This is a genomic window from Rhodococcus sp. AZ1 (assembly GCF_054979605.1).
The window spans coordinates 130,736-151,059 of the sequence record NZ_JBUEQF010000009.1 but is presented as its reverse complement, the minus strand read 5'-3'; the positions used below and the strand labels follow the sequence as shown (position 1 = coordinate 151,059).

At 68.4% G+C, this 20,324-nt stretch carries 15 protein-coding genes and 2 pseudogenes; 4 read left to right on the top strand and 13 right to left on the bottom strand.

Annotated features, from left to right (window positions below; translation table 11 throughout):
* Window positions 1–2: 2 nt before the first annotated feature.
* From ACY48E_RS13035 to glpX, 6 genes and pseudogenes are all read right to left on the bottom strand, one after another.
* Window positions 3–1,352 (bottom strand): lanthionine synthetase LanC family protein, encoded by a 1,350-nt coding sequence (locus ACY48E_RS13035; RefSeq protein ID WP_462872622.1) that lies wholly within the window; start codon window positions 1,350–1,352, stop codon window positions 3–5.
* A 555-nt stretch (window positions 1,353–1,907) separates the two neighbouring features.
* Window positions 1,908–3,122, bottom strand: a pseudogene (locus ACY48E_RS13030) (IS256 family transposase); the annotation flags it as partial.
* A gap of 36 nt (window positions 3,123–3,158) precedes the next feature.
* Window positions 3,159–4,359: pseudogene (locus tag ACY48E_RS13025) on the bottom strand (IS3 family transposase).
* 141 nt (window positions 4,360–4,500) lie between these two features.
* The gene (locus tag ACY48E_RS13020; RefSeq protein WP_462872621.1) at window positions 4,501–5,463 is read right to left on the bottom strand and encodes a hypothetical protein; all 963 of its coding nucleotides are present in this window, start codon (window positions 5,461–5,463) and stop codon (window positions 4,501–4,503) included.
* 1,053 nt (window positions 5,464–6,516) lie between these two features.
* The gene (locus ACY48E_RS13015) at window positions 6,517–7,920 is read right to left on the bottom strand and encodes a class II fumarate hydratase (RefSeq protein ID WP_462872620.1); all 1,404 of its coding nucleotides are present in this window, start codon (window positions 7,918–7,920) and stop codon (window positions 6,517–6,519) included.
* A gap of 61 nt (window positions 7,921–7,981) precedes the next feature.
* On the bottom strand, window positions 7,982–9,019 hold the full coding sequence (glpX, locus tag ACY48E_RS13010) for a class II fructose-bisphosphatase (protein WP_462872619.1): 1,038 nt from the start codon (window positions 9,017–9,019) through the stop codon (window positions 7,982–7,984).
* Window positions 9,020–9,214: 195 nt separating this feature from the next.
* On the opposite strand from glpX, the gene ACY48E_RS13005 reads away from it, so the two are divergent.
* Window positions 9,215–9,772, top strand: coding sequence for a DUF4245 domain-containing protein (locus ACY48E_RS13005; RefSeq protein WP_462872618.1), 558 nt, complete (start codon window positions 9,215–9,217; stop codon window positions 9,770–9,772).
* Between the two features lie 33 nt (window positions 9,773–9,805).
* On the opposite strand, the gene ACY48E_RS13000 is transcribed toward ACY48E_RS13005, so the two are convergent.
* The 3 genes from ACY48E_RS13000 to ACY48E_RS12990 are packed head-to-tail and all read right to left on the bottom strand — an operon-like array spanning window position 9,806 to window position 11,989.
* A complete protein-coding gene (locus ACY48E_RS13000; protein ID WP_462872617.1) occupies window positions 9,806–10,012 on the bottom strand; it encodes an exodeoxyribonuclease VII small subunit in 207 nt (68 codons plus the stop codon).
* 10 nt (window positions 10,013–10,022) lie between these two features.
* Window positions 10,023–11,201 carry an exodeoxyribonuclease VII large subunit gene (gene xseA, locus ACY48E_RS12995; protein ID WP_462872649.1) on the bottom strand — a complete coding sequence of 393 codons (1,179 nt, stop codon included), beginning with the start codon at window positions 11,199–11,201 and terminating at the stop codon, window positions 10,023–10,025.
* A 47-nt stretch (window positions 11,202–11,248) separates the two neighbouring features.
* Window positions 11,249–11,989 carry a lipid droplet-associated protein gene (locus ACY48E_RS12990; RefSeq protein ID WP_462872615.1) on the bottom strand — a complete coding sequence of 247 codons (741 nt, stop codon included), beginning with the start codon at window positions 11,987–11,989 and terminating at the stop codon, window positions 11,249–11,251.
* A gap of 74 nt (window positions 11,990–12,063) precedes the next feature.
* Here ACY48E_RS12990 and ACY48E_RS12985 point away from each other — a divergent pair, with 74 nt between their 5' ends.
* Window positions 12,064–13,068, top strand: a complete 1,005-nt coding sequence (locus ACY48E_RS12985) for a 4-hydroxy-3-methylbut-2-enyl diphosphate reductase (RefSeq protein ID WP_462872614.1) — start codon at window positions 12,064–12,066, stop codon at window positions 13,066–13,068.
* Between the two features lie 10 nt (window positions 13,069–13,078).
* On the opposite strand, the gene ACY48E_RS12980 is transcribed toward ACY48E_RS12985, so the two are convergent.
* The gene (locus ACY48E_RS12980; RefSeq protein ID WP_462872613.1) at window positions 13,079–13,894 is read right to left on the bottom strand and encodes a DUF6542 domain-containing protein; all 816 of its coding nucleotides are present in this window, start codon (window positions 13,892–13,894) and stop codon (window positions 13,079–13,081) included.
* A 17-nt stretch (window positions 13,895–13,911) separates the two neighbouring features.
* A complete protein-coding gene (locus ACY48E_RS12975) occupies window positions 13,912–15,081 on the bottom strand; it encodes a DNA recombination protein RmuC (RefSeq protein ID WP_462872612.1) in 1,170 nt (389 codons plus the stop codon).
* Between the two features lie 119 nt (window positions 15,082–15,200).
* Between ACY48E_RS12975 and ACY48E_RS12970 the strand changes: the two genes are divergently transcribed.
* Together ACY48E_RS12970 and ACY48E_RS12965 are read left to right on the top strand one after the other, a co-directional pair.
* Window positions 15,201–16,382, top strand: coding sequence for an exonuclease SbcCD subunit D (locus tag ACY48E_RS12970; protein WP_462872611.1), 1,182 nt, complete (start codon window positions 15,201–15,203; stop codon window positions 16,380–16,382).
* Window positions 16,379–19,315 carry an AAA family ATPase gene (locus ACY48E_RS12965; RefSeq protein ID WP_462872610.1) on the top strand — a complete coding sequence of 979 codons (2,937 nt, stop codon included), beginning with the start codon at window positions 16,379–16,381 and terminating at the stop codon, window positions 19,313–19,315. The genes ACY48E_RS12970 and ACY48E_RS12965 overlap by 4 nt, the downstream gene beginning before the upstream one ends.
* 7 nt (window positions 19,316–19,322) lie before the next feature.
* Here the strand turns inward: ACY48E_RS12965 and ACY48E_RS12960 are convergent, their stop codons facing one another.
* Together ACY48E_RS12960 and ACY48E_RS12955 are read right to left on the bottom strand one after the other, a co-directional pair.
* On the bottom strand, window positions 19,323–20,156 hold the full coding sequence (locus tag ACY48E_RS12960; protein ID WP_462872648.1) for a DNA-3-methyladenine glycosylase family protein: 834 nt from the start codon (window positions 20,154–20,156) through the stop codon (window positions 19,323–19,325).
* Window positions 20,157–20,164: 8 nt separating this feature from the next.
* The gene (locus ACY48E_RS12955; RefSeq protein ID WP_462872647.1) at window positions 20,165–20,302 is read right to left on the bottom strand and encodes a CstA-like transporter-associated (seleno)protein; all 138 of its coding nucleotides are present in this window, start codon (window positions 20,300–20,302) and stop codon (window positions 20,165–20,167) included.
* Between the last annotated feature and the right edge of the window lie 22 nt (window positions 20,303–20,324).

The window sequence follows — 20,324 nt, the reverse complement described above, 5'->3', positions numbered from 1 at the left end:
AGTCATGAGAGTTCTCCCTGCTGCGGTGTGGTCAACGGCGATGGAGCGAAGGCGTCGATCCATAGCGGCCGGTGCCGGCAGATGGCGGCGAGAAGGGTTAGGGCTACGCCGGCGGCGCCGTTGAGAATCGACGGGTCGTCGACGGGTTGGTGTGTACTGTCCACGTCGTGCACGGCGAGAGGCAGGGTGGGCTCGACACTGTCGATCAGTCGCTCGAGAAGCAGCTCAATAGTGGGACGCAGTGCGTCTCGTAGAGCCACGCGCCCGGCCGATACGACCAGGAGAACAAGCAATACACCAGCAGTGCCGTGACAGAGGGTGGGTGCGATGTGGCGGCTTTCGGGTTCGGCGACCATCTTGAGCAGTGAGTGAATGTGCTCGTCGTGGGCAGCCCGCTCCTGGTCGCTGCCGCGGTGCAGAACATGGTGACATGCCTCGGCGGCTATGAGGCAGCCCGGAGATCCGTAACACCAGCCGAGCTGCGGTTCAGTTTGCGAGGCCAAGGATTGTCTGGTGTCGGTGTGGATGAAGTTGGGCCAGAACAGCAGTCCGTCGGAACGCGGGCGCGCTTGGCGGAGGAGCCAGTCGTAGCACCGGGCGAGGTCGTCGCGCGCACCCGCAGGCTCAGTGGAGGACCCCATGGCCGCAGCGGTGAGCAGTCCCGGGTAGCCGTGCGCATAGCCCAGGTCGATGGTTGGGCCGCGTCCGAGTGATGAAGTGTCGTCATCGACCTGCACGCCACGACCATGGGGAACCCGCAGCACGGCGAGGACTGCGTCAACGTCTGCGCGGGCGGGGATATCGCTGTCTGGTAGCGGTGCGTGCTGCGCACGGAGGACGGTGAGCGCGGACGAGGCGCCGGTCACAACGTCATACCGCGACTCACTGTAGGCGGCACCCGCCGATGCCGAGACTTCTCGGGACAATGCCTCGCCCGTCTGGCGGAGTAAACGGTGGTGGAGGGGCAGGTAGCGCTCGTCGAGTGCCCCCAGCGTTCCCGCTGCGATCGCCATCCCAGCGGTGCCCACAAAAGCCGTACTGGTACTCAGCGGAACAACCGAGGTCCACCGCACCGCTTCGGACATCATGTTGCGGGCTACTTCGACCGACGTGGCATCGCCGGTGACCCGTGCGCACTCCGCGTGCAGCACCGCTAGGCCGGCGTGTCCATGCGACAGCGCAGGTGGATACCATTCATGCACGTGAGAAGATTGCTTAGCTGCGCGCGTCGCCATCGCGGCAACGCTGTCGACGTCGCAGAGCCGACCAGCGATCCGCTCTGCGGCGCTCCATGCGCGATCAGCGATCACGGTGTTCACCGCTCCGAACCAGGTGATGGCAGGGATGGTCAATCGCGTTGAACCCTTCGATTGGGGGTGGGATGCCGACTCGTCAGCCGCACCCCACCCTGGAGCAGAGGTAGTGCCACACGTTTGGACGTCGTTGACGTGTGGCACCACAGGCGCGTGAACCTGTTACCGGGTCAGAACGAGCACCCCGCGGTACAGGCACCCACCGTGGTGCACTTGCACGTCGTCTTCGTGCACACCGGCGTCTTCGTGATCAACGAGATCGTGAAGGCAGCCGGGGCTGCATCGACCGCACTGACCTGCACATCAAGGTTTAATGCATCACTCATGTTGCACTCCAATCTTCGCGAGTCGGACGAATCGATCTGATCCACCCGTGCTCTAAACTTAGTGATAAAAACAACATTTTCAAGCCGTTACCGCTCCTTTGTGTAAACATGGGCAGGTCTACGAGTACGCCCTCACCCACGTTGAACGCTTCGGGGTGTAGGGCGGGCTGTCGGCGCGTGAACGCCGCGCACTGTCGCGGAAGCGCACCGGACGTGCCGCGTCAGGACCGCCCGGGAGATATTGTCAAGACCTGTGGATGAGCGGAGTTCAGGCGGCCTCCTCGGTAGTTGAGGTGGCTGTGGTTTCGACGAGTATGCCCTTGTCGAAGGTGGCGCCGTTGCGGACCAGTTTCACCAGGTGCGGCGCGTTGACCGCCCGCCATTTCGCCTCTGCGGCCTCGATGAGCTTGTAGGCCATCGCGAGGCCGGCCGCGCGGGATCCGGGGCCTTTGGTGACCTTGGTCCGTAGCCGTACGGTCGCGAAGGTGGACTCAATCGGATTGGTGGTGCGCAGGTGTATCCAGTGTTTGGCTGGGTATCGGTAGAACTCGAGCAACACGTCGGCGTCATCGACGATCTTGGCCACGGCTTTCGGATACTTCGCGCCGTAGGCTTTCTCGAAGGCGGTGATCGCGGCCCGGGCACGGGACTCGTCTTCGGTGTTGTAGATTCCCTGCATCGCTTTGATGGCGTTGGGGTGCGCTGATTTCGGTAGTGCGGCAAGCGCATTGGCTTGTTTGTGGAATCAGCAGCGTTGCTCACGTGGTTCAGGGAACACCTCCCGGATCGCGGCCCAGAACCCGAGCGCGCCATCCCCGACGGCCAGGGCCGGCGCCGTCATGCCGCGGCGTTTGCACGAGCGCAGCAGATCAGCCCAGGACTCGGTTGATTCCCGATATCCATCAGCCAGGGCGATCAACTCCTTACGTCCGTCGACGCGGACCCCAATCATCACCAACAAACAGAGTTTCTCCTGCTCGAGACGCACTTTGAGGTGGATGCCGTCGACCCACATGTACACATAATCGGCGGTGATGTCGCGGTCGGTGAAGGCGGCAGCTTCTTTCTGCCACTGGCTGGTCAGCCTGGTGATCGTGGCAGCCGACAGCCCGGCGCACGACCCCAGGAACTGCTCGAGCGCGGGCCCGAAATCACCGGAGGACAGTCCATGCAGATACAGCAACGGCAGCACCGCGGAGATCTCCGGGCCCTTGCGTGCCCACGCGGGCAGGATCTTCGACGAAAACTTCTGACGCTCAACAGTGTCGGGGTCGACACGCTTGTCGTTGACTCGCGGGGCTGTCACCGCGACCGCACCGGCGGCGGTCATCACCTCACGTTCGTGGTGATAGCCGTTGCGGACCACCAGCCGGTGCCCGTTGTCATCAACCTGATCAGCGAACTGGTCGATACAGGCGGCGACCTCAGCCCGCAGCGCAGCGGCGAGCATCTGCCGAGCACCGTCACGCACGATCTCATCGAGGGGCTCGCTGCAGGAACTGGTGACAGTTCGGGTGGGTTAGGCAGCGGTCATCTCGGTCTCGTACTCGATGGGGGTCAATCGGCCCGGGCGGTCTTGGCGTAGTCGTCGGTGGTGGTCGCGTTCGATCCAGGTCATGATGGCCAGCCGGAGGTCTTGGCGGGTCTGCCAGGTGCGGCGGGTGTCGAGGACCGTGCGTTGAAGGATGGAGAGGAACGACTCCATCGCGGCGTTGTCGCCGGCGGAGCCGATCTTGCCCATCGAGCCGACCAGGTCATGGCGACGCAGCGCCCGTAGAGCGGCGTGAGCTCTCATCTGAGGGCCCCGGTCGGAGTGCAGGATGCAGCCGGCGACGTCTGCGGCTTCCCTTCTGTCGGCGGGCCACTGCGTGCTTGATCGCGTCGACCACGATGCGGGCCTTCATCGGTGACTGGATGGAGTAGCCCACGATCCGGTTGGAGTAGGCGTCCGTAGATCGCGCAGCAGGACAGCGTGCCTTCCAGGGCTGGAATCCTTTGGGCCTTGTGTTCGGTGATGTCCATCAGCCACAGCCGGTTCGGGGCGGTGGTGGTGAACAGGCGCGTGACGTGGTCCTCGTGGGCCGGGAGGTCGTCGCTCGTCTTGTGCTTGTTGCCGTTCTTCGGCTTGCCGTAGGAGGACCACGGCCCATTCGTCGAGCACAGCCGTCACGCGGTCCGGTACGCCATCGGGGTCCCGGCGCGGCGGGCGTCATCGGCCAGGACCCGGTAACCGGCGGTCGGGTCATCGACATGGGCTGCGGTCAGCGCTGCGACGCGGTGGGCGCGCAGCTGCGCGGCCGGGCCGACCGGACGAGCCGCCCACCGGTGGTAGGGCTGTCGGGCGAGCTCGAGGACACGGCATGCGACCGCGACCGGGACACCCGCTTCGGCAAGCTCGGCGACGAGCGGGTACTTCATTGCGGGGAGCCACCCAGCTTCAGATTTGCCTGCGAGAGGTAGGCGGCTGCCCGGCGCAGGACCTCGTTCTCCTGTTCCAACAGCCGCACCCGCTTGCGCAGCTCGCGGGTCTCGGCCTGCTCCTCACGGCTGGCACCGGGTCGCTCGCCCTCATCGATACGAGCCTGGCGCAGTCACTTCGACAACGTCATCGGGTGAACCCCGACGTCGGCCGCGATCTGCTCGAGGGTCACCCCCGGCTCGCGGCCCCGAGCGATCGCGACCACGTCATCGCGGAACTCCTGCGGATACGGCTTCGGCACCACGACATCCTTCCAGGCCGCCCCCTCGGGCAAGCCACATCAGATGTCACCAGTTCCTGCAGCGAGCCCCTTGCGCGGGCGAGCGTCGGCCGAGGATGATCGGCCAGAACGGCTCGCGCTCAACAACTTCCTCATGCCGCTTTAGATGTTGTGAGAAGCCGAACCCTTCGAAAGCTTGATCACCGACCCCTCCGGAACAGGGGTCGATTCGCCGGGCTGCTCACCCAACAGCTCGCCCATCGGAGTCACATTCTCGAGCACCTCGCTGGGCGCGATGTCGTGGCCGTCGGCGTCGTAGTAGTCGTACCAGGGCAGCCCGGCCTCGATGTACCGGTCGCAATCGATCGGCGTGGCCGGGGCGGGTTCGCCGGTGATCTCGGTCCACTGGTCTGCCGAGCACAGGTGTACCTGCACGGCCCACACACGTCCTTCGTCGTAGTCGGACACGGGCCGGTCGTCGTTGAAGATCTCCTGGGTCATCCGTCCGCCTGCTCCGAGCCCCATGCTCGGAGGACTTGCAAGACAGAAGGCCGCATCGCTGAAGTCACCCGGGTCGCCGAACTCATCCGCCGGCGGGGGCGCGTTCCACTCGGCCAACGCCGCTTCGGTGAGCCCGACGGCACGGAGTTGCACGCCGCCGTGCGTCTCGGAGCCGGTCACCTGGCCTTTGACGGTCAGGTCCTGGCCCAACGGCGCCGCCACGAACTGCCGGATGAATCCATCGCCGGCATTGATTCCGTCCAGCCACGGCTGGGCCGGGAGAGCGCAGTAATTCTGCGGCTCACTGGTCAACGTGTCGGCCCATTCGCCACCGCTGACCGCGCACACCCTCCCGATCCCGACTTGCAACGCTGCCGGTTCAGATGACTCGAAGTTCATCCACATTGCTTCTCGCTGATAGATCGGGATCATCACACCGCCGGTCTGGAGCCACTCCGCCGGCACGGTGCGCGGGAAGTCCCCGACCCGCCGGACAGGGAACGCACCGAAACCCGGCGGCAGCGGATGTATTCCGTCCTCGGGTATCCGCAGCGTGCGCAGAAACGTGATGCGCGCCGGGCCGAGCACGAGCGCGTTGTGTTCGAGGGTGATCTCCGTGGTCATCCGACCTGCCTCCTTGGTTGGTGCGGCCTGTCTACAGGAGCCCACCGACATACTTTGCCGACAGTGAACCGCACCGGCGTGTCCGGACGCTCCGCTCAGGAAAGTGAAACCATGGCACGAACCTGTGCGGTTCAGGGTGCGTCGCCTGCTTGAGTGCCTGATTCGAGATCGGGCGCGATTTTGCGGACGAAACCCTGTGCGCCAGAGGCGAAGAGGGCTTCGAGGAATCCGTCATTACCTCGTGCGCTCCTCAGCGATCTCGCGGCGAGCAGTGCGTATGGCCTCGTGGTAATCCTCTGCGGGAACGTCGTAGAGGCCACTCTCCTCGGCGTCGTCGACGAGAGCTTGCAGCGCCTTACGTCGCCAATACTGGCGTTGGCTGTGGATGGACCTACCCGTGTTCTCAGATTCGAACTCGAACACCGGCGCATGCCGGTCGGTATTCTTGCCTGGAATGGTCGCCACCGGGTCTGTCGTACCCCTTTGAGATCTGTCGCCGGGTGAGAGGGGACAGCGTGGCGGAGGGATCGGATGTCGACGCACTTGCGGACGCGTGCCGGGAACGGCTCGGTCCACAGTCCGAGTGGTTCCAGCCCGACGGATATCCGGACAGCCTGACGCTGTGCATTATCGACTCGATCCAGTCGACCGGTGCGTACTACTCGAGTGTTCGCAACGCCGTGAACCGCTACCGCTGTTGCGGTTCATGAGGTTGGTGACACGGTTAGGGCACCTCGGTGGAGGCGGGGGGGGGTCTTCCCGCGTTCTGCTGCTGCGGGCAGCGCCTGTGTTGTGGCGCCGTACCGCGTACGCCATGAGTAGAACCGCGAACAAAGCTCCAAGCGACACACCGAACTTGGTGGCCACCGCGGCACCACTCAGGGTGACGAAGGCCCCCAGCGCAACGCCGATAACCGCGATCAACACCGACTCGGCACGTCGCACTAACGGCGTGGGCCGCACGGGATCGGAAGCGACGGGACGCATCGGCTCGAGCGGTTCCATTTATCTGTCGCTTGTCGCCGCTGTTCGTCGCCAGTCGCCGCGGTCTCGCTAGCTGTCCTTCACCTTCGCCATGGCCAGCACGTCGAGGCGCTTGTCGAGCTCGGCCTCGGTGAGGGCGTCGCCGATCAACCCGCGGTCGATGACGGTCTGGCGGATGGTCTTCTTCTCCTTCAGCGCTTGCTTGGCCACAGCGGCGGCCTCCTCGTAGCCGATCGCCGAGTTCAGCGGCGTGACGATGGACGGGGAGGACTCGGCGAGGGTCCTCAGGTGCTCGACGTTGGCCGTGAGTCCGCTGATGCACTTGTCGGCGAACAGAACCGAGACGTTGGCGAGCAGCGTGAACGACTCGAGCACGTTGCGGGCCATCATCGGGATGTACACGTTCAGCTCGAACGCACCCGACGCGCCACCGAACGCCACGGCGGCGTCGTTGCCGATCACCTGGGCCGCGACCTGCGTAACAGCCTCGGGGAGAACGGGATTGACCTTGCCGGGCATGATGGAACTGCCGGGCTGCAGATCGGGGAGCGCAATCTCGCCGAGACCGGTGAGGGGACCGGAGCCCATCCAGCGCACGTCGTTGGCGATCTTGGTGAGCGAGACCGCGATGGTGCGCAGGGCGCCCGAGGCCTCGACCAGACCGTCGCGGGCAGCCTGAGCCTCGAAGGAGTCCTTGGCCGGGACCAGGGCGTCGACGCCGGTGGACTTGACCAGTTCCGCAACAACTTTCGCGCCGAAGCCGTCGGGAGCGTTCAGGCCCGTGCCGACGGCGGTGCCGCCGATGGGCAGCTCACCGAGACGGGGGAGCGTGGCCTGCACGCGCTCGATGCCGGCCTCGATCTGGCGGGCGTAGCCGCCGAACTCCTGGCCCAGGGTGACCGGCACGGCGTCCATCAGGTGCGTGCGGCCGGACTTGACCACGGTCTTCCACTCGGTGGCCTTCGCGGCGAGTGCGGTGTGCAGGTGCTGCAGAGCCGGTACCAGGGAGGTGACGGCCGCTTCCGTGGCGGCAACGTGGGTTGCCGTGGGGAAGGTGTCGTTGGACGACTGCGACATGTTCACGTGATCGTTGGGATGGACCTCCACGCCGTTGTTCTTGGCGATGGACGCGATCACCTCGTTGGCGTTCATGTTCGAGCTGGTGCCCGAGCCGGTCTGGAATACGTCGATGGGGAACTGATCGTCGTGCTTGCCGTCGGCGATCTCGGTGGCCGCGGCGATGATCGCGTCGGCCCTGTCGGCGTCGAGCAGCCCGAGATCTTTGTTCACCTGCGCGCACGCGGCCTTGAGCAGACCCATTGCGCGAATCTGGGTGCGCTCGAGCCCACGTCCGGAGATCGGGAAGTTCTCCACCGCACGCTGGGTCTGCGCCCGCCACAGCGCGTCGACGGGCACCTTCACCTCGCCCATCGTGTCGTGTTCGATCCGGTACTGCTGCTCCGAGCCGGTCATGTGTCGCATCCGCTTTCTCGTTGGGGTGTTCCGGGTGGTCGTATCGGTCCGGGTGGTCGTATCAGAAGGAGGGTGCCGCTCCGGCGTCGCCGTCGAAGTCCACCGACGAGTACTCGCGCAGCTTGTCGATGCGGTGGTAGGCGTCGATCATGCGCACGGTCCCGGACTTCGAGCGCATCACGATCGACTGGGTGTACGCGCCGCCGCCGGCGTAGCGCACACCGCGCAGCAGATCGCCGTCGGTGACCCCGGTGGCGGTGAAGAAGACGTTCTCGCCGGAGACCAGGTCCTCGGTGAGCAGAACACGGTCTAGGTCGTGACCGGCGTCGATCGCCTTCTGCCGCTCGGCGTCGTCGGTGGGCGCCAGGCGACCCTGCAGCGCGCCGCCCAGACAGCGCATGGCGCACGCGGCGATGATGCCCTCGGGGGTGCCGCCGATGCCGATGAGGAGGTCGGTGCCCGAATCGGGGCGGGCGGCCGCGATGGCACCGGCGACATCGCCGTCGGAGATCAGGCGAATGCGGGCGCCGGTATCGCGAATCTCCTGCATCAGACTCGCGTGGCGGGGGCGATCGAGGACACACACCGTCACATCGGACGCCGAGCCCTTCTTGATCTTGGCGATGCGTTCGATGTTGACCGCGACGGGAGCGGTGATGTCGATGAAGTCGGCGTAGTCGGGGCCCACCGCGATCTTCTCCATGTAGAACACCGCGGACGGGTCGAACATGGCGCCGCGCTCGGCGACGGCCAGCACCGAGATGGCGTTGGGCATGCCCTTGGCCATCAGCGTGGTCCCGTCGACGGGGTCGACGGCGAAGTCGACATCGGGACCGTTGCCGTTGCCCACCTCCTCGCCGTTGTAGAGCATGGGGGCCTCGTCCTTCTCGCCCTCACCGATCACCACGACACCGCGCATCGAGACCGAGCTGACCAGCTGCCGCATCGCGTCCACCGCGGCGCCGTCGCCACCCTCCTTGTCGCCTCGACCCACCCACCGGCCGGACGCGAGGGCACCGGCTTCGGTGACGCGAACCAGTTCGAGGGCAAGGTTGCGGTCGGGAGCCATGTGGGTGCGGGAGTCCGGGGTCGATGTCATGGCTGATGCATTTCCTCACGCTGAGAGGCCGGACGGCCGTGGCGGACACTGCGTGCATACTCTCATTGCCGACGCGAGAGCGATTGCGCAGGTTGCGCGCACCGGCGCGGCGGGGGTGGTTTCCCCGGAGTGTCGGCGGGGTGGTTTCCCCCGAGTGTCGGCGGGGTGGTTTCCCCCGAGTGTCATAGTGGAGTGGTGGCGGAGAAGAAACCGAGGATCCAGCAGAGCACCAAGGACATGGTGTGGTCGCTGATCCCTCTGGTCCTGGCGTGCCTGGCCATCGCGGCGATCGCCGGCCAGTGCTCGCTCAGCGCGGGAGGCCCACGTCAGGGGCAGGTCCCGCGTATCGACCTGTCCGCCACGCTTCGAGCGGATGCCGACATCCTGGCCTTCCCCATCCGTGAACCCGCGGTACCGCAGTCGTGGATCCCCAACTCCGCCACCCGCAAGGGAGTGACCGGGAACACGCAGATCAGCACGGTGGGCTTCGTCACCGATACCGGCTCCTTCGTGTCCCTGGGGCAGTCCGACGCGACCGAGCAGGACGTCGTTCGCTTCATCGCCGGCGACCAGCGCACGGCCACCGGAGCCGAACAGGTCGGCGCCCGCACCTGGGTGGTGTACGGCGGCGACGGCGTCGAACCGATCTGGGTTGCCGATCTGGGCACGGTGCGGCTGGCCGTCACCGGCTCGGGCACGCCGGAGCAGTTCACCACCCTCGCCGCCGCCGCGGCGAGCGCCTCGGCGATGTAGCGCTGCGTTCACTCGTTCGCAGCGCCTGTGCGCTCACTCGTTCGCTGTGAGCGCCCTTTCGATTCGAGCCCGCGCGCCCGCCAGGTGCTCCTCGCATCGCGCCGCCAGTGCCTCACCGCGCTCCCACAGGGCCAGCGACGCGTCGAGATCCAGCCCTCCCTGCTCGAGAACCTTCACCACGTCGACCAGTTCGTCGCGCGCGGACTCGTAGTCGAGCTCCTCGATCTTCTTCTCCGTCACAGCAGTCCTCTCAGTTCGAGCGACCCATGGCCGCGGCGGTGATGGAACCGTCGGCCACCCGGATGCGCAGCGATGTTCCCGGCGGGGCGTCCGCCACCGACCGCACCACCTGCGGATCGGCACCCGGAACCACCTTCTGCACGACGGCATACCCGCGGGCGAGCGTCGCGGCGGGACCGAGCGTGGCCAGACGTGCCCGGTACCCGTCGATGGCGTGCTCCTGCTTGGCCACCTCGCGGCCGATGTCGCGTCGAATCACCCGAAGGCTCTCGGCCACCTCGCCGGACCGTCGAGCCACGCCCGCCAGGGGATCGGACAGCACGGGCCTGTGACGGAGCATCTCGATGGTGCGAGACTCGCGGCTGACCCAGTTGCGCAGGGCGGCAGTCAGTCTCGCGCGTGACTCTGCGACGAAGGCGAGTTCCGCGCGGGCGTCGGGCACCACGCGTTTGGCCGCATCGGTGGGGGTGGCGGCGCGCACGTCGGCCACGTGATCGCACAGCGGGCTGTCCGGCTCGTGGCCGATAGCGCTGATCACCGGGGTCGTGGCAGCGACGATGGCGCGGCACAGGGCTTCGTCGGAGAAGGGCAGCAGATCCTCCACCGACCCACCGCCGCGGGCCATCACGATCACGTCCACCGCCGGATCGGCGTCGAGTTCCGCCAGCGCCGCCATCAACCCGGCCGCCGCGGTGGGCCCCTGCACGGTGGTGTGGCGCACCTCGAACTGCACTGCGGGCCAACGCTCTCGGGCCACCGAGAGCACGTCCCGCTCGGCGGCGCTCGCACGCGCGGTGATCAGCCCCACGCGGCGGGGGAGGAAGGGAAGGGGGCGCTTGAGTCGGGGGTCGAAGAGCCCCTCCGCGGCCAGCAACGAGCGCAGCCGTTCGATCCGCGCCAACAGCTCACCGATCCCGACCGCGCGAATCTGGGTGACGTTCAACGAGATCGAGCCGCGCCCGACGTAGTAGTCGAGCTTGCCGTACATGATCACCCGGGTTCCCTCGACGAGCGGAACCGGCGCACTCTCGACCACCGCGGCGCTGCACCGCGCCTGCAGCGACATGTCCACCGACGGATCGCGCAGCACCATGTACGCCGTCCGCGCTCCCGATCGCAGGCTGATCTGAGTGATCTGGCCCTCCACCCACACACTGCCGAGTCGGTCGATCCACCCGGAGACCTTCATCGCCACGGTGCGCACGGGCCACGGCTGCTCGGCCGTACTGGGTTGGGTCACTTGGCGCGGGCGGTCGTGATCCGGTTGGCCAGCATGGTCTGGAACGGCGCACGCGCGGACGAGGCGTCCTCGTAGGCGAGCAGTGTGGTGAGTTCCTCGAGCGAGAGGGTGCGAAGGCGCGCACGCAGCTGCGCGAGGGTCAGCGAGTCGTAATCGAGGTACTCGGCGATCTCCGGCGGCTTCGCCTTCGCCTTGCGCTTGCGGGCAGGGGCGGGGGCCTCGGGCGGGGTGGAGTAGAGCGCGAACCGGCCGGCCGCGCCCTCGCTGGACGGTGCGGCCGCGTTCGGCGCCGATGCCTTACGGGCGGCGGCCTTCTTGACCGGTGCGGGTGCTGGACCGGCGCCGGAGTCGGCCGGTTCGGCGTCGGAGGTTCCGGCGTGGTCCAGCGCAGTGTTACCGAGGTCAGTGTTGTCGAGATCGGCGTCGTCGATGCTGTCGAAGCGGGAGGGGACCGGGCGCAGGGTGGCCTCCGATTTCCCGGAGGTGACCGCATCGTCGTCGTCGAAGGTGGCCCAACTCGGGCTCTCCTCGGCGGAGGACGAGATCAGCGAGATCACCTCGTCGCCCTTGATCGCGAGTTCGGTGATGGTCTGCTGGAACCGCATCGCGTTCTGCAGCACCTGGCTCACGGCCGTCATGGGCAGGGACACGGCCGTGGACGGCAGGCGACGGGCCTCGTCGACCACCACCACAACCAGGCCGAGGGCGACGCGCGCGGCGAACGGGGGTCGAATCATGGCACCACCATGCCAGGAGGGGTGCGGTTTTGGGTAGCCGACGTGCTGGGCGAGTGCACACGTATCCTGGGCGCATGTCCTCTGCCGTGCCTCTCAATGTCGGAATTGCGCACTCGTCCGGGTCCGACGTGCCCTACCGCGGGGACAAGCGAATCCTCCTCGCCGAGCCTCGCGGCTACTGCGCGGGTGTCGACCGCGCCGTCGAGACCGTGGAGAAGGCCCTCGACAAGCACGGTGCCCCCGTGTACGTCCGCAAGGAGATCGTGCACAACCGGCACGTGGTGGACACCCTGGCCGAGCGCGGCGCCGTGTTCGTCGACGAGACCGACGAGGTGCCCGAGGGGTCGCTGCTGGTGTTCTCCGCCCACGGCGTCTCGCCCGCGGTGCACGCCTCCGCAGCCGAGCGGAACCTGCGCACCATCGACGCCACCTGCCCACTGGTGACCAAGGTTCACCAGGAGGCCAAGCGCTTCGCCCGCGACGACTACGACATCCTGCTCATCGGCCACGAGGGTCACGAGGAGGTCGAGGGCACCGCCGGCGAGGCTCCCGACCACGTGCAACTCGTGGACGGCCCGGAGTCGGTCGACGCGGTGACCGTGCGGGACCCGTCGAAGGTGGTGTGGCTCTCCCAGACCACCCTCAGCGTGGACGAGACGATGGAGACCGTCGCGCGTCTGCGGGAGCGATTCCCCACCCTGCAGGACCCGCCCAGTGACGACATCTGCTACGCCACCCAGAACCGTCAGGTGGCGGTCAAGGCCATGGCCCCCGAATGCGACCTGGTGATCGTGGTGGGCTCGCGCAACTCCTCGAACTCGGTGCGCCTGGTCGAGGTGGCTCTGGGGGCCGGTGCCCGCGCGGCGTACCTGGTCGACTACGCCCGAGAGGTCGACCCGGCCTGGCTCGAGGGTGTGCGGACCGTCGGAATCACCTCGGGCGCGTCGGTGCCCGAGATCCTCGTTCGCGGGGTGATCGATCTGCTCGCCGAACACGGGTTCGGCACGGTGCAGTCGGTGACCACAGCCAACGAGACCCTCGTGTTCGCGCTACCCCGCGAGCTGCGCGCCGAGAGCTGACCGGCTCGCCTCAGTCGCGGTCGCGGTAGCGCACCCGCGGAGGCGGGTACGGCTCGATTCGGGGGCTGTCGGGCCGACCACGGGCCGGATCGGACTCGCGGCTCCGCAGATCGGGTCGCCGGGAATCGGAGTACGGGGTGGCCCGCCCCGCGAAGGGTTCGGGGCGCGGGTAATGCGGGATTGGTGGCTCCACGGCCGGGCGGCGCCCACGCGTGGTCGAACCATCGGATCCTCGCGCACGGTCGGATCCGCGCGGTCGGTCGGAGTCTCGCAGAGGGGTGTAGGAACGCGGCTGCGACTGCCGGGGCTCGGCCCCGGTGGCCCGCATACGCCCGGAATCGGCGGTGGAGGGGCGCTGACGTGTGCGCGCACTGTGCGCGCGCACCTCGCCCTGGCGCTGATCGAAGTAGAACCGCGCCCCGCCGATGATCAGTGTTAGCACGGTGGCCACCACCATGAGCGGGAAACGGTTGACCAGCGGAATCGCGACGTTCAGCACGATGTCCTTGAGGGAGGTTCCGGAGTCGTCGGTGATCAGCTGATACGCCACCGGCACGGCGACGAACAGGATCAGCGGCGGCTGCACCATCGCTGTGAACAGACCTCGGTGTCGCACGGCCACCACGGCCGCCACGCAACCCAGGACGTACAGAACCGCGAACACCGAGGTCAGTTCACCACCTCGCACGGCGTCGATCACGATGCCCAGTGCAGTGGCTCCGACGGCGACCAGAACGGCTGCCCACGCGGGGATACCCGCGACGGTGGGCACTGCGGAGCGTTCACCCGGGGCTACGGCAGCACGTGGGCTCGATGGTGACGGCACACGACGAGGTTAGCCCGTCACCGACCCGTTGCCTCGCTGACGTGACCGGAGTCCGTCTCGTCCGCGGCGCGCGACATGCTGCGCGGGCGGACGTCGATGCGGGTGATCTGCGGTGGATCGCCCTCGAAGACGTCGAGCTCGTGGAGTTTGTGAGCGGTCACGAACACACGGGCCTCCAGTGAGCCCACGGCGCTGTTGTACGACTCGACGGCCCTGGCCAGTTGGGTGCCCAACCGATCGACGTGCGCACCGGCAACCCCGAGCCTGTCGAACAGCTCCCGGCCGAGTGTGCGAATGGTGGCGGCGTCGCGGGCCAGCGCGTCCTGTTTCCACGTATAGGCCACCGTGCGCAGCAGCGCGACCAGGGTGGTGGGCGTCGCCAGGATCACGCCCCGCCCGAAGGCGTGTTCGAGCAGCCCGCGATCGCGGGTGAGAGCGGCATCGAGGAACGGATCGCCCGGGACGAAGAGCACCACGAACTCCGGGCTGGGCTCGAACGCATGCCAGTACTTCTTGTCGGCCAGCTGGTCCACGTGCGTGCGCAGGTGGCGAGCGTGCCGAACCAGATGCTGCTCGGTGACCGCGGGATCGTCCTGCGCGGCCGCGTCGAGGAACGCCGTGAGCGGCACCTTGGCGTCGACGACGATCTGCTTGCCCCCGGCCAGGCGCACCACCAGGTCCGGGCGGACCCCCGACGCGCTCACCTGGGTGTCGAAGTCGCAGTGACGCGTCATCCCGGCCAGCTCGACCACGCGCTCGAGCGCGATCTCGCCCCACCGACCGCGAATCTGCGGGGTGCGCAGGGCGGTCTCGAGGCGCCCGGTCTGCGACGAGAGAAGCTGTGAGGCGCGATGCATCTCGGCCACCTGCTCCGACAGGCCGGCGTAGGCATGAATGCGGTCCCGTTCGACGTGGCGCACATGATCGGACAGCGAGTCCACCGCATCGCGCAGCGGCTCCACCAGACCCCGAACCTCCACACCGATGGCGCGGGAGTGGCGCCGCGCGGAGTCCTCACCGAGCAGACTCAGCGAACGGGCCAGGGTCTGTTCGTTCTCCGAGATCGCGGCCAGACGCTCGCGCGCACGGGCCAGCTCCCTGGACGCGCGCGAACCGCCGGCGAACCACCCCAGTGCGAGGCCGACGGACAGGGCGGCCAGTAGGGCGAATGCGGTCGGTGCGGTCATGGTCGGCAGTGTGCACGCACCCACCGACACCGCCGGTTCGCAGAGCGCGTCAGCACCGCTGAGCTGGGAACGGGCGCGCGTCCCCGACCTTGTCGGTGGCCTCCGTTAGCGTGCGAAGCATGAGGATCCTGCACACGTCGGATTGGCACATCGGGCGCACCTTCCACGGTGTCGACCTGCTGGCCGATCAGCGGCGTGCCCTCGAATCGATCGCCGAGATCGTCGTCGAACGGGCCATCGACGTCGTGGTCGTGCCGGGCGATGTATACGACCGTGCGGTGCCCAGCGCCGATGCGGTTCGCGTGTGCAACAGCGGCTTCGAGGCGATCAGGGCCGCGGGGGCGCAGTTGGTGGTCACCTCCGGCAATCACGATTCGCCCGCTCGGCTCGGCGCGGGTGCTGCGTTCGCCGCGGCGGGCGGGCTGCACCTGTTCACCACCATCGCCGGTGTGGGTGCGCCCGTGGTGATCGACGACGAGTTCGGGCCCGTCGCGTTCTACGGCATCCCGTACCTGGAACCGGAGACCACGCGGGCGGATCTCGATGTGCCGCAGGCACGCTCGCACGCCGATGTGCTCGCCGCCGCGATGGGTCGGGTGCGCGCGGACCTGGCCGGGCGGCAGGCCGGTACGCGCTCGATCGTCCTGGCGCACGCGTTCGTCGTGGGCGCGCAGAGCGCGGGGTCCGAACGCTCGATCGCCGTCGGTGGTGTCGAGACTGTTCCGGCGTCGTCGTTCGACGGGGTCGATTACGTTGCGCTCGGTCACCTGCACTCGCCGCAGACCGTCTCGGAATCCGTGCGCTACAGCGGATCCCCGCTGCCGTACTCCTTCGGTGAACGCACTCACCGCAAGGCCGTGTGGGTGGTCGAGATCGGTGCCGACGGTCTGGGCGCTGTCGAGCGCGTCGAACTCCCGGTGGTGCGCCCCCTCACCCGGCTCGAGGGTGATCTGGAGGTGCTGCTCTCCGACGAGCGGTACGAGTTCGCGGTGGAGCACTACGTCAGTGCCGTGCTCACCGACGTGCAGCGGCCGGTGGACGGGATGCGGCGCCTGCAGGAGCGGTTCCCGCACGCGGTCCACCTCGAACTTCGTCGCCCGGAACAGACCGGTGAGCGCACCTACCGCGACGCTGTTCGAGAGCGGTCCGACGCCGAGATCATGGTCTCGTTCGTCACCCGGATGCGCAGCGAACCCACCGATGCCGAGGTGGTCCTGCTCGGGCGCGCGCTCGCCGCCGTCACCGCCGAGTCGGCGAGCGTGGCCGACGTGCACGACGCTCCCCGCGAGCGCAGCGCATGAGGCTGCACACGCTGCGCGCCACGGCGTTCGGTCCGTTCGGCGACTGCATCACCGTCGACTTCGACACCCTCGGGGCCGACGGGTTGTTCCTGCTGCACGGCCGGACCGGCGCGGGCAAGACGTCGATTCTCGATGCGGTGGCGTTCGCGCTCTACGGAACGGTGCCGGGATCGCGGCGCGAATCCAAGCGGTTGCTCTCCGATCACGCCGCCGAGGGCGCGGTTCCCGAGGTCGAACTCGAGGCCACTCTCGGCGGACGTCGGTTGCGCATCGTGCGCAGCCCGGAGTACCAGCGCCCCAAGAAGAGTGGGACCGGCACAACCAGGCAGAACGCCAAGGTCACGCTGACATGGCTGGACGGTCGGGGACAGAATCTGACCCGCCTCGAGGAGGTGGGCCGTGAGGTGGAGCGCCTGCTCGGGATGCGCGCCGATCAGTTCTTCCAGGTGGTGCTGCTTCCGCAGGGAGACTTCGCGCGTTTCCTGCGCGCGCGCACCGACGAACGGGGTGAACTGCTCGAAAGGCTCTTCGACACAGCTCGATTCGCGGACATCGAGGCGTGGTTCGCCGAGCAGAAGCGGCTCGGTGCGCAGCGGCTGGCCCAGCGCAGCGCGGCGATCGACACCCTGGCCGCGCAGATCGCGACCGCCGCGGGGGTACCGCTGTGCGCGGACGACGACCCCACGGACTGGGCTGCCGGGCTTCTCGCCGGTGCGCGGGCCACCCGGTCGGTCGCCGACAGCGAGAAGGAGACGGCGGTGGCCACCCTCACCGCGGCTACCGAACAACTCGACGCGGCGCGACGGGTGAGGGACGCTCGTCTGCGCGGGGAAGCGGCTCGCCGATCACTGCGGGTGTGGGCGGAGCATACGGATCAGCGCGCAGCGCTGGCCGCCGAGCGTGCCCGGGCGCTGCGCGCGGTGCCCGTCGCCGGGTACGCGCAGGTGGCGGCTCGATCGGCCGATCGCCTCGAGGCCGCGCGCCGTGCCGAGGTCAACGCGGAGCGGGAACTCGAGACGTTCTGTCGGCAGGCGCAGGTGCCGATCGAGGGTGCCGAGCAGGGATGGGCCGACCAGCGCGCTCACCTGGACCGCATTGTCGAGGAACTCGAGCGTGCCGACGCCGTTCGCGCCGACATCGCCGCCGATCGAGCCGAGCTCGTCAGCCTCTCCGACACGGCGGGAACGGTGGACCGCCGACTCGCCGAGATCCCCGAAGCCATGGCGAGCATCGACACTCGAATGGCGGCCGCGGCCGCTGTTGCGGCGTCGGTCGGTGAGCACACCCATCGGCTCGACCGTGCGCAGGAGGCGGCGGCCGCAGCGGCCCGATACGCGAAGTTGAGCACACAGCTCGCGGTAGCCGACGAGCAGCGGCTCCAGGCGCAGGAGCACCGACTGGCCGCGCGGGAGTCCTGGCTCGACATTCGTTCGGCACGCCTGGACGGGATGGCCGCAGAGCTCGCGGCGGCGCTGGTGGACGGCGAAGCGTGTGCGGTGTGCGGATCCACCGATCATCCCGAGCCTGCAACCGTCGTCGGTCGCCGCGTGGACCCCGCGGACGAGGATGCGGCCGGTGCGCGCGTCGAGCAGGCGCAGGCCGACCTCGACCGCTGCGTCCAGCTCTGCGCGGAGCTCCGCACCGCCGTGGCGGAGGTCGTCGCTCGTGGAGGTGACCGGCCGGTCACCGAGATCGACGCCGAACTCGCGCGATGCCGGGCAGCGGTCGACGCGGCCGTCGCCGCGGATCGCTCGCTGACCGATCTCGGGCGCGAACGCGACGAGTTGGCCGGCGAGGCGACAGCACTGCGCGCGCAGCGCGAGGAGCTGACAGCCTCCATGGCGACTCTGCGCGAGCGGCTGACGTCCGCGCAGGCGCGCAGCGAGGAACTGGCCCGCATCGTCGGTGACGCAGAACTCCACGAGGTGCAGGCCCGGCGCCGAGCGCTCGATCGGGCAGTCGGCGCCGCGGCGGTGCTGCGCGATGCGCGGCAGGAGGCCCGCTCGGCGCAGACGGTGCACGGTGAGCACCTCGACAGCCTCGCCGAGGTGGTCGCCTCCGCCGGGTTCGTCGACACCGCCGAGGCCGTCGAGGCTGCGCGGGACCAGGCCACGATCGACGCCATGGACGCCGAGCTTGCTGCCGCCGACCGTGATCATGCCGTCGCCACGTCCGTGCTGGCCGATCCCGAGGTCGACGCCGCGCTCGGTGTCCCCGAGGTGGACCCGACTCCGCTCGAGGAGGCTGTCCGTGAGGCAGCGGAGCGTCACAGTGCGGCCATCGCCGCCGCCGCCGAGGCGAGCAGGCGCGCGAGCGACCTCGAAGACCTCACCGCCGCGCTGTGGTCGGCCCTCGATCGCCTACGGCCGGTGATCGCTCGTCAGAACGAGCTCGCGGGTCTGGCCGATGTGGTCGCCGGGCGAGGGGCGAACGAGGTGGGGATGTCGCTGCGCTCCTACGTCCTCGCGGCGCGGCTCGAGGACGTCGCCGCCGCCGCGTCGGACCGCTTCCGCCGTATGTCCGGCGGCCGCTTCGATTTCGTGTACACCGACGAACCCGGCCCGCGACGGACCCGCGGCGGGTTGGGCCTGGCGATCCGGGACGACCACACCGGGGTGGTACGCGCGGCGGGAACCCTGTCGGGAGGCGAATCCTTCTGTGCCTCACTGTCCCTGGCGCTCGGTCTGGCCGACGTGATCGCCGCCGAGTCCGGTGGGGTGCGGCTGGACACGATGTTCATCGACGAGGGCTTCGGCAGCCTGGACGCGGAGTCGCTGGACTCGGTCATGGAGGTACTCGACGATCTGCGGGCAGGTGGTCGCACGGTCGGCATCGTCAGCCACGTCGACGAGATCCGTGACCGAGTGCCCTCGCGCCTGCACGTGCTGCGCGGTCGGTCGGGTTCCACGGTTCGCATGCACGCGCTGGTGTGAACTCGGGTCAGCGACGGCGTGCTGCGAGGGCCACCCGCCACAGGTGCATCGACACCGTGGAACGAAACGGTGACCACCGCTGCGAGTCGCGCAGGTCCAACCCCAGAACCGCGGCGCCCTGCCGCACCACCAGGTCGGTGTCGAGCAGCACGTCCGGGTCCCGCATCACACGCAGCGATGTGTACCGCGCCGTCCAGGGACCGATGCCGGGCAGGGTCAGCAGATCGGCTTCGAGGGCGGCCGCGGTTCGCCGCGCGCTCGGATCCACCACGCCGTCGGCGAGAGCGGCCGCGGTACCGACGATCGACCGCACTCGCCGCGCCGGGCCGGTCAACACGTCGGTTCCGTGCTCGGCGATGGCCGCGGCGGTGGGAAACAGGCGCAGGTCGGTGCCGTCCACCGGCTCGCCGAGCTGCGCCACCAGCCGTGCGGTGTGTGTCGCGGCGGCAGCCATCGAGATCTGCTGCCCGATCATGGTGCGGATCAGCACCTCGGTGGCGTCGAGGGCGCCGGGCACCGGAAGCCCCGGTGCCTCCGTGATCACCGGGGCCAGCTGCGGATCAGCTGCCAGGGCTCGATCGGCGAGCGTGGTGTCCACATCGGTTGCCAGGAGTGAGCGCACCGCGCCGAGTGCGTGCTGTTCGTCCTCCTCGGCGCCGTGAGCTGTGATGGTCACCGACGCACCGGCCTCGCCCAGCTGCACGTCGATCACAGCGGGGCCATGCGCGCAGGACAGAGCCCGGCGGTACCGCCCGTCGTCGAAGATCTCGAGTCCCGGGACCGCGTGCGCGCGCAGGAACCACGACATCCACCGGACGTCGTACGGCCCGGGCCAGGGCAGTGCGGTGGTCAGCAGCAGCGGGCTCCCGGGTTGGCGTCGGCGTCGGCGTGACGTTCCCGCCAGTATTGCGCCTTGCTGAGCACCTCGCGCCCGGGGTGCACGCGCCGCGAGTGCTCGACGTAGCGGTCATAGTCGTGATCGCCCATCAGTGACCGGATCCACCACCAC